Here is a 7,175-nt window from a genome sequence, read left to right as displayed (position 1 = left end):
TGACGGGCGGCCTCGGGAACGTCGGGCAGCCGGTACTCGGCGGCCAGGCGCACCTTGACGGGCACGCGCACGCGGCGGCGGTCGGAGGTGTTCACGGCGTAGGCCATGAGGTGCTGCTGCCAGCGCTTGCGGGCGCGCAGGTGGCGGATGCCGATGCGGCCGCTGACGAGCAGACGGCCGTCCTCCCAGCGGATGTCCTCGGTCTTCTGGCGGACCTTGAGCTCGTCGTCGAGGCGATAGATCTCGCGGGGCACGGCCTTGGCGGGGTCGTCGGCCTCGAAGAAGGGGTAGCCGATGTAGTAGGTCAGCCCGCGCCGGTGCACACGCGCGTTCTTGATCTCGACGCTCTTGGCGAAGGTGGCGACCTCGACGATGTCGTCCGTGCGGCGTTTGCGCACCAGGTGGTACATCAGCCGCTCGAGGACGGTCAGGTCGTTGAGCTCGCCCGCCGGGACGTGGTCGAGGTGGGCGTTGACCAGGTCGACGACGGTCTCACGGACCTCGGGATCGGCGTCCTGGAAACGCATCAGCAGGCGATGGAGTTCGCCCTGGAGCAGGGTGCGGTCCCAGAGTCTGCGGTCCTCGCCGGCGAGGTCGGCGGTGAGGTCCTTCATGGCGGTCAGGCGGCGGGTGAGCACGCCCTTGTCCAGCGGCACCGCTGTGTCGTGGCGTTCGCGCATGAGCAGCACGGGGCCGGGGAGCACGTCGACGGTGCGGGCCGAGAGCGCGCAGCGGCGCAGGTCCAGGTCGGCGTCGTCGGGGTGGAGGCCGTGGTCGGGCAGACCGAGCCAGAATTCGCGGCGCCACAGTTTGTTGCCCAGCACGGGGTCCGCTGCCAGAACGGGGACGGCACGGGGGTCCTCGGCGTAACGCTGCTTCGCGCACAGCTTCTTGTGGGTCTTGGAGGGCGAGGCACCCAGTTCGTTGAACTTGTGGACGTTGCCCACGACCAGGTCGGAGTGGGTGTCGCAGGCGGTGCGCCACAAGTAGGAGAGCGCGTAGGCGGTGAGGGCGTCGCGGCCCTCGAGGAACAGCAGGTGGCTCCCGGAGGACTCCCGGCCACCGCGGCGGCGGGCGGCGGGCAGGTCCGCATCGGGTTCGCCCTCGAGCAGGCGCACGCGCAGGCCCGCGGGCGGGTCCGCGGCGAAGGCGGCCGCGACGGCCAGGGCGTCCTGCCCGGTCTCGACCGACTCGTCGTGCTCCTCGTCGGCCTCGCCCTCCTCGTCGTGGCCTTGGGTGTCCTCGTCGGTGTCCTCGTCCTGGTCGCCGTCGTCGGCCTGGGCCTCGACGGCGGACTCCTGTCTGCCGCTGAAGGGCACCAGGAGGATCTCGGCGGTCACCTCACCCGGTCGGACCGTGTGGTCCCGGTTGTGGTGTCCGTCTCTCTGCCGTGACAGGGAATCCAGGCAGTGGCCGAGGTTCGGCTCGGTGACGTCGAAGGTCACGATGACGGTGGGCTCGGGCACGAAGGTGACACCCTCCAGAGGGTCCTCAGCACTCGGGCTACGGGCGGCAGCACGGTCACACCGTATGCGTCGGACGACTGTTGTGGACTACTTCAGGCAAGTGGGCGCTGACCGACCGTGCCTGCGACCTGGGAGGACCGGGGCACGGACTGCCATGGGGGATCGCACGGCGAGCACCGGCGCCCGCCGGCCCAGGCCCGCAGACCTCCGACCGGGGCCTGCACTAGGGTCTGAGCCACAAGTACCACAGGCCTTTGCGGGGCACAGCCCGCCACATCGGAGGATACAGACGGCGATGACCTCCCCCGACCACAGCCATGAACGCCCCGAGGGCCGCGATCCTTCCCGCGGCGGGGATTCGGACCCCTCCTGGAACTCGGGTCGGCTGCGCGGTGCGGTGGAGCGCCGCAGCGCGGTCTGCCTGCTCTGGCTGCACCAACTCCCCGCGTGGGTGACACCGCTCGTGCTGGGGCTTCTGTTCATCGGCGGACTGATGTTCCCCGTGGGGCCGGTGGGCGCGGTGTTCCTCGCCGCGGTCGCCTTCTTCCTGGGATGGTTGGCCTATCTCACGTGGCCAACCCTGACACGGCAGCAGAAGGCCCCCCGGGTGCTGATGGTGGTCGTGGTTCTGGTGTTGGCCATCGCCCGCGCTCTCGGATTTTGACAATCATTTTCGTTTTCGCCATACTAAGGGCGTGTCTGCCCAGTTCACGGGGGCCGGGACCGAGTTCCCGGGCGCCCCTCCCGCGCTCCAGGCCGTCGACGCCACTGTGGCCTACGACGGCACCCCCGTGCTCGACGGCGTCGACGTCCGGATCCACGCAGGCCAGACCATGGCCGTCATGGGGCCCAACGGATCGGGCAAGTCCACCCTCATGCGCGCGATGCTGGGCATCGTCCCACTGACCGCCGGCGAGATCCTGGTGCACGGCACCCCCTTGCGCCGCTTCCGCGACTGGCGCCGCATCGGCTACGTGCCCCAGCGCCTGACCGCCGGGGGCGCGGTGCCCGCCACTGTGCGCGAGATCGTCGCTTCCGGGCAGATCGCCGCACGGCGCCGGCTGTCCCTCACCAGCCGCGCCGACCGCCGGGCCGTCACCGACGCCCTCGAGGCCGTCGGGCTGGCCGACCGCGCCCGTGCCTCGGTGCGCGAGCTCTCCGGCGGGCAGCAGCAGCGCGTGCTCATCGCGCGTGCCCTGGCCGGACGCCCCGACACCTTCGTCATGGACGAACCCATGGCCGGTGTGGACGCCGAGAACCAGCGGGCACTTGCCGAGACGATCACGATGCTCGGCGAACAGGGCTCCACCGTCGTGCTCGTCCTGCACGAGCTGGGCCCGCTGGAACACGTGATCCAGCGCGCCGTCAGCCTCGACCACGGGCGCATCGTGCACGACGGAGACCCGCCGCACCCCACAGGCGAGTGCGCCCGCCCGGGCCACGACCACCAGCACCCCCATCCCGACCCCAACGCCCCGGTGCCGCGTGACGCGCACGGGGAGATCATCCGACTCGAGGTACCCGGCAGTGACTGAACTTTGGCAGTACGAGTTCATGCAGCGCGCGCTCGTCGCGGCCGTGCTCGTTGGCCTGGTCACCCCGGTCATCGGAACGTTCCTGGTCCAGCGCCGGCTCGCTCTGCTGGGTGACGGCATCGGCCACGTCGCGCTCACCGGGGTCGCCCTGGGTGTGCTCACCAGCACCTCCCCCGTGCTGACCGCGGCGATCGTGTCCGTGGTCGGCGCGATCCTCATCGAACTCGTGCGCGTTCGCACCCGCACCAGCGGCGACGTGGCACTGGCCCTGCTGTTCTACGGCGGCATCGCCGGGGGTGTGCTGCTCATCGGGCTCGCACCGGGCGCCAACAACGCCACCCTCACCTCGTTCCTGTTCGGATCGGTCAGCACCGTCTCCGAACAGGACATCTGGATCGTCGGCGCACTGGCCGTGAGCGTGGCCGCGGTCGTGGCGTTCTACGGCCGGGAGCTGTTCGTACTCTGCCAGGACGAGGAGGTCGCACGGGCCCACGGGCTGCCGGTGCGTTTCCTCAGTGTCCTGCTGGCCGTCACCGCCGCCCTCACGGTGGTCATCGGTATGCAGATCGTCGGTGTGCTCATGGTGAGCGCCCTGATGATCGTGCCCGTGGCCGCGGCGCAGCAGCTCTCCAAGAGTTTCCGCGTCACCATGGCCCTGGCCGTGGGGATCGGGCTGCTCTCGTCCCTGGCCGGCCTGCCCACGGCCTACTATGCGGACCTGGCCCCCGGCGCGACCATCATCCTGCTTGCGCTGGCGCTGTTCTGCGTCGCCGTCGGGGTCGGCGCCGTCCGCAAGCTCCGACCCCACCACGGCACCGCGGTGCCGGAGGCCGGTACGATGCCCCAGACCGGGCGGGGGAGGGTGACATGAGCACACGAAGAGAGTCGGTCCGCCAGGCGCTGAACGAGTCCGCCGGTTTCCGCAGTGCACAGGATCTGTACGCGGACCTGCGTGCCGACGGGTCCAAGATCGGCCTCACGACCGTCTACCGGGCCCTGCAGGCGCTGAGCGACTCCGGCGAGGTCGACGTCCTGCGCACCGACGAGGGCGAGGCGGTCTACCGCGCCTGCGCGACAGAGAACCACCACCATCACCTGGTGTGCCGGGTGTGCTCCACCGCGGTGGAGATCGAGGGGCCCACGGTCGAGCGGTGGGCCAGCGAGGTGGGCTCGCAGTACGGCTTCACAGGCATCACACACACCGTGGAACTGTTCGGTGTGTGCGCCCGCTGTGCCGATACCGGGTCGCCCGCCGGGGTCTGACCCGGCGGCCGGTCCGCCTGCTGCCCATCACACCTTCCCGCCACGTGATGGTTACCAGCCAGTAGCCCAGTGGTGTCACGGCGTCCCTAGTGTCGGACGCCGTGAACAGAAGAACGAGAACCGCACTGGTGGCCGCGTTGGCCGTCTGCCCGCTCATGGCCGCGACGCCGGCACAGGCCGAAGCGGACGGCCCCACCATCGCCACGTACAACGCCTTCCTCATGCCCACGTCCCTGTACCCCAACTGGGGACAGGAGATCCGGGCCGACCTCATCAACGAGGACGGCGTGCTGGACGGCGCCGACGTGGTCGTGCTCCAGGAGCTCTTCGACGACACCTCCGCCGAGGCCCTGCGCTCGGGGCTGTCCGAGGAGCTCCCCCACGGAACCCCGATCGTGGGCGAGTCCGAGGAGGGCTGGGACGACAGCACCGGCCTGCGGCCCGGCGCCGCCACCAACGGCGGGGTCAGCGTGCACAGCACCTGGCCGATCGTCCGGGCCGAGCAACACGTCTACTCGGAGGCCTGCGGGGCCGACCGCTTCTCCGCCAAGGGTTTCGTGCACGCCGAGATCGACTCCCCCGACGGCCCGCTGCACGTGTTCGGCACCCACATGCAGTCCGAGGACGGCCTGTGCCCGTCGGGCGAGGACGAGCGTGTGCGCACCGCACAGCTCGAACAGATCCTGGCCGTGGTCGAGGACGCCGACATCGGTGACGGCGAGCAGATCCACCTCGCCGGAGACCTCAACATCATCGGCGGCACCGAGGAGTGGGAGAACGCGCTCGAGCTGCTCGACGCGGTGGAGCCGGCCGGGACCGGCGACGCCGTCTCCTGGGACCCGCAGGGCAACTCCATCGCGGGCCACGACTACCCGGACTGGGAGGCCCAGCAGCTCGACCACGTGCTGCCGATCCGCAACGGCGCCGAGCCGGACCACTTCGCCAACCACACGGCGGAGGTCAAGAGCGAGCCCTGGACCGCCACCTCGTGGGGCCGGGAACACACCTACGACGACTACTCCGACCACTACCCGGTGTTCGGTTCGCCTGCGGCGCCCTGACCGGGCCCCGGACAGCACGACGCCCCCGCGGTCCGGTCACCGGCCCGCGGGGGCGTGGCACGTGCGGCGGGCGTCCGCCGGACACACCTAGTCGGTGCGGGACCCGGGGTCGCAGCGCCGGAGCGTGGGCCGCTTGGCGGTGACGTTGTCGCCCGAGGAACGCCCGGTCAGGCGCCGTCCGATCCACGGGACGAGGTACTCGCGCGCCCACGACAGGTCCTCCTGGCGGGCGGTGCGCCAGTCGCGGGGCTCCCGCGGCGGCCACGGCTCGTTCCACGCACCCACGGTCGGCAGGCCCAGGACCTCGCACACTCGCAAGGACATGCGGCGGTGGCCCTCGGAGGACAGGTGGAGGCGGTCGGTGCTCCAGGCGCGTGCGTCGTCGAAGATGCGCATCGACCACACATCCACAACGTCGCAGCCGTAGCGGTCGGCGACGGCGCGCATGTGCATGTTGTACGTGGCGATCTTGCCGCGCAGGTGGCGCATGACCGAGTGCATGCCGGTGTCGAAGCCTGTGAAGACCACCACACGGGCCCCGGTGGCGGTCAGGTCGGCCACGATCGACTCGAAGATCTGCACGACCTCGTCGGGGTCACCGCCGGGCCGGATGATGTCGTTGCCGCCCGCGCACAGGGTGATCAGGTCGGGCGCCATCTCCACGGCGGCGGGCACCTGCTCGTCCCGGATCTGCCGGATCAGCCGCCCGCGCACCGCTAGGTTGGCGTAGCGCACCTCGTCGATGTGGGAGGCCAGGTGCTCGGCGACCCGGTCGGCCCAGCCCCGGTAGCGGCCGTTGGGCACGGTGTCGCTGTCCGGGTAGGGGTCGCTCATGCCCTCGGTGAAGCTGTCCCCGAGAGCGACGTAGGACAGGATGTCCCGCTCCGTGATGTCCGTCGTCCCAAAACCGCTCATGGACACCAATGCTGCAACTCCGCGCCATGGTTACGCGACAGTAGGTTGATTCCGGGAACGGTTTTGGGTCCGACGTCACAACGCCGGCGGTGTTTCAGCGGGCCCCTCAGCGGCGTGCGGAGACCGTTGTCAGGGCCGGGATCTTGGCCGTGACCGAGTCCCCCGAGGAACGCCCGGTCAGGCGGCGGCCGATCCACGGGCCCAGGGAGTCCTTGAGCCAGTTGAGGTCCTCACGGCGGGCCTCGGCCCACCCGATCCGCTCCTGCTCGGGCCAGGGCTCGTCCCAGCGCTCGGGCACCGGGACGCCCAGCACCTCGCCCACCCGCAGCGCCAGCCGGCGGTGGCCCTCCGGCGCCATGTGCAGGCGGTCCTCGTCCCACGCGCGCGCGTCGGTGAGCACGTCCATGGACCACTGGTCGACCAGGTAGCAGTCGTAGCGGTCGGCGATGGCGCGCACGTTCATGTAGTAGCGCGCGAACAGCCCGATGGTGCCGCGCATGTACCCCGAGGAGACGTTGACGCCGGTGAAGAGCACGACCTCGATACCGGCGGCGCGCAGACGCGAGACGGCCAGGTCCAGGATCCGGGCCATGCGCTCGGGGTCCCCGCCGGGGCGCAACAGATCGTTGCCGCCGGCGCTGATGGTGACCACGTCGGGCGCCATGTCCAGGGTCGGCTGGAGCTGGTCGGTGACGATCTGGCGCATGAGCTTGCCGCGCACGGCCAGGTTGGCGTACTCCACCTCGCCCAGGTGGTCGGCCAGGTGCTCGGCCAGACGGTCGGCCCACCCGCGGAAGACCACGTCCTGTTCCGGGCCCGCCGGGTAGGGATCGCCCACACCCTCGGTGAAGCTGTCCCCGATCGAGACCAGGGACATCCCCCGTTTCAGCAGCGGGTTGTTCTCGTCGGAACTCGTGCGCGCCATCACTCGCCCT

The 7,175-nt window shown here is 70.6% G+C and carries 7 protein-coding genes and 1 pseudogene; 5 read left to right on the top strand and 3 right to left on the bottom strand.

Annotated elements, in window-relative coordinates; translation table 11 throughout:
• Positions 1 to 1,466 (bottom strand): annotated as a pseudogene (locus D474_RS0106705) (CDP-glycerol glycerophosphotransferase family protein); the annotation flags it as partial.
• A gap of 295 nt (positions 1,467 to 1,761) precedes the next feature.
• Here D474_RS0106705 and D474_RS0106700 point away from each other — a divergent pair.
• The 5 genes from D474_RS0106700 to D474_RS0106680 all read left to right on the top strand — a co-directional run bounded on the left by D474_RS0106700 (position 1,762) and on the right by D474_RS0106680 (position 5,325).
• Positions 1,762 to 2,130 (top strand): DUF6703 family protein, encoded by a 369-nt coding sequence (locus D474_RS0106700; protein ID WP_017612818.1) that lies wholly within the window; start codon positions 1,762 to 1,764, stop codon positions 2,128 to 2,130.
• Between the two features lie 31 nt (positions 2,131 to 2,161).
• Complete coding sequence (locus D474_RS0106695) at positions 2,162 to 3,001, top strand: metal ABC transporter ATP-binding protein (RefSeq protein ID WP_017612817.1); 840 nt, start codon at positions 2,162 to 2,164, stop codon at positions 2,999 to 3,001.
• Entirely contained in the window at positions 2,994 to 3,872 is an 879-nt protein-coding gene (locus D474_RS0106690) for a metal ABC transporter permease (protein WP_017612816.1), read from the top strand. Before D474_RS0106695 ends, D474_RS0106690 begins: the two co-directional genes overlap by 8 nt.
• Positions 3,869 to 4,264, top strand: a complete 396-nt coding sequence (locus tag D474_RS0106685; protein WP_017612815.1) for a Fur family transcriptional regulator — start codon at positions 3,869 to 3,871, stop codon at positions 4,262 to 4,264. The genes D474_RS0106690 and D474_RS0106685 overlap by 4 nt, the downstream gene beginning before the upstream one ends.
• 101 nt (positions 4,265 to 4,365) lie before the next feature.
• The gene (locus D474_RS0106680; RefSeq protein ID WP_026118236.1) at positions 4,366 to 5,325 is read left to right on the top strand and encodes an endonuclease/exonuclease/phosphatase family protein; all 960 of its coding nucleotides are present in this window, start codon (positions 4,366 to 4,368) and stop codon (positions 5,323 to 5,325) included.
• A gap of 87 nt (positions 5,326 to 5,412) precedes the next feature.
• On the opposite strand, the gene D474_RS0106675 is transcribed toward D474_RS0106680, so the two are convergent.
• Both D474_RS0106675 and D474_RS0106670 read right to left on the bottom strand, forming a co-directional pair.
• On the bottom strand, positions 5,413 to 6,240 hold the full coding sequence (locus D474_RS0106675; RefSeq protein WP_026118235.1) for an SGNH/GDSL hydrolase family protein: 828 nt from the start codon (positions 6,238 to 6,240) through the stop codon (positions 5,413 to 5,415).
• A 106-nt stretch (positions 6,241 to 6,346) separates the two neighbouring features.
• Positions 6,347 to 7,165, bottom strand: coding sequence for an SGNH/GDSL hydrolase family protein (locus D474_RS0106670; RefSeq protein ID WP_017612812.1), 819 nt, complete (start codon positions 7,163 to 7,165; stop codon positions 6,347 to 6,349).
• Positions 7,166 to 7,175 lie beyond the last annotated feature (10 nt).

This window comes from Nocardiopsis salina YIM 90010, from assembly GCF_000341025.1.
GTDB classification, from domain to species: Bacteria; Actinomycetota; Actinomycetes; order Streptosporangiales; family Streptosporangiaceae; genus Nocardiopsis; species Nocardiopsis salina.
The sequence above is the reverse complement of the archived record's forward strand: the minus strand, read 5'-3'. Positions and strand labels throughout refer to the sequence as shown.

Excerpts from the sequence above, each read along its gene's own strand:
- D474_RS0106670 (WP_017612812.1), bottom strand. The coding sequence starts at position 7,165 with ATGGCGCGCACGAGTTCCGACGAGAACAACCCGCTGCTGAAACGGGGG.
- D474_RS0106685 (WP_017612815.1), top strand. The coding sequence starts at position 3,869 with ATGAGCACACGAAGAGAGTCGGTCCGCCAGGCGCTGAACGAGTCCGCC.
- D474_RS0106675 (WP_026118235.1), bottom strand. The coding sequence starts at position 6,240 with ATGAGCGGTTTTGGGACGACGGACATCACGGAGCGGGACATCCTGTCC.
- D474_RS0106700 (WP_017612818.1), top strand. The coding sequence starts at position 1,762 with ATGACCTCCCCCGACCACAGCCATGAACGCCCCGAGGGCCGCGATCCT.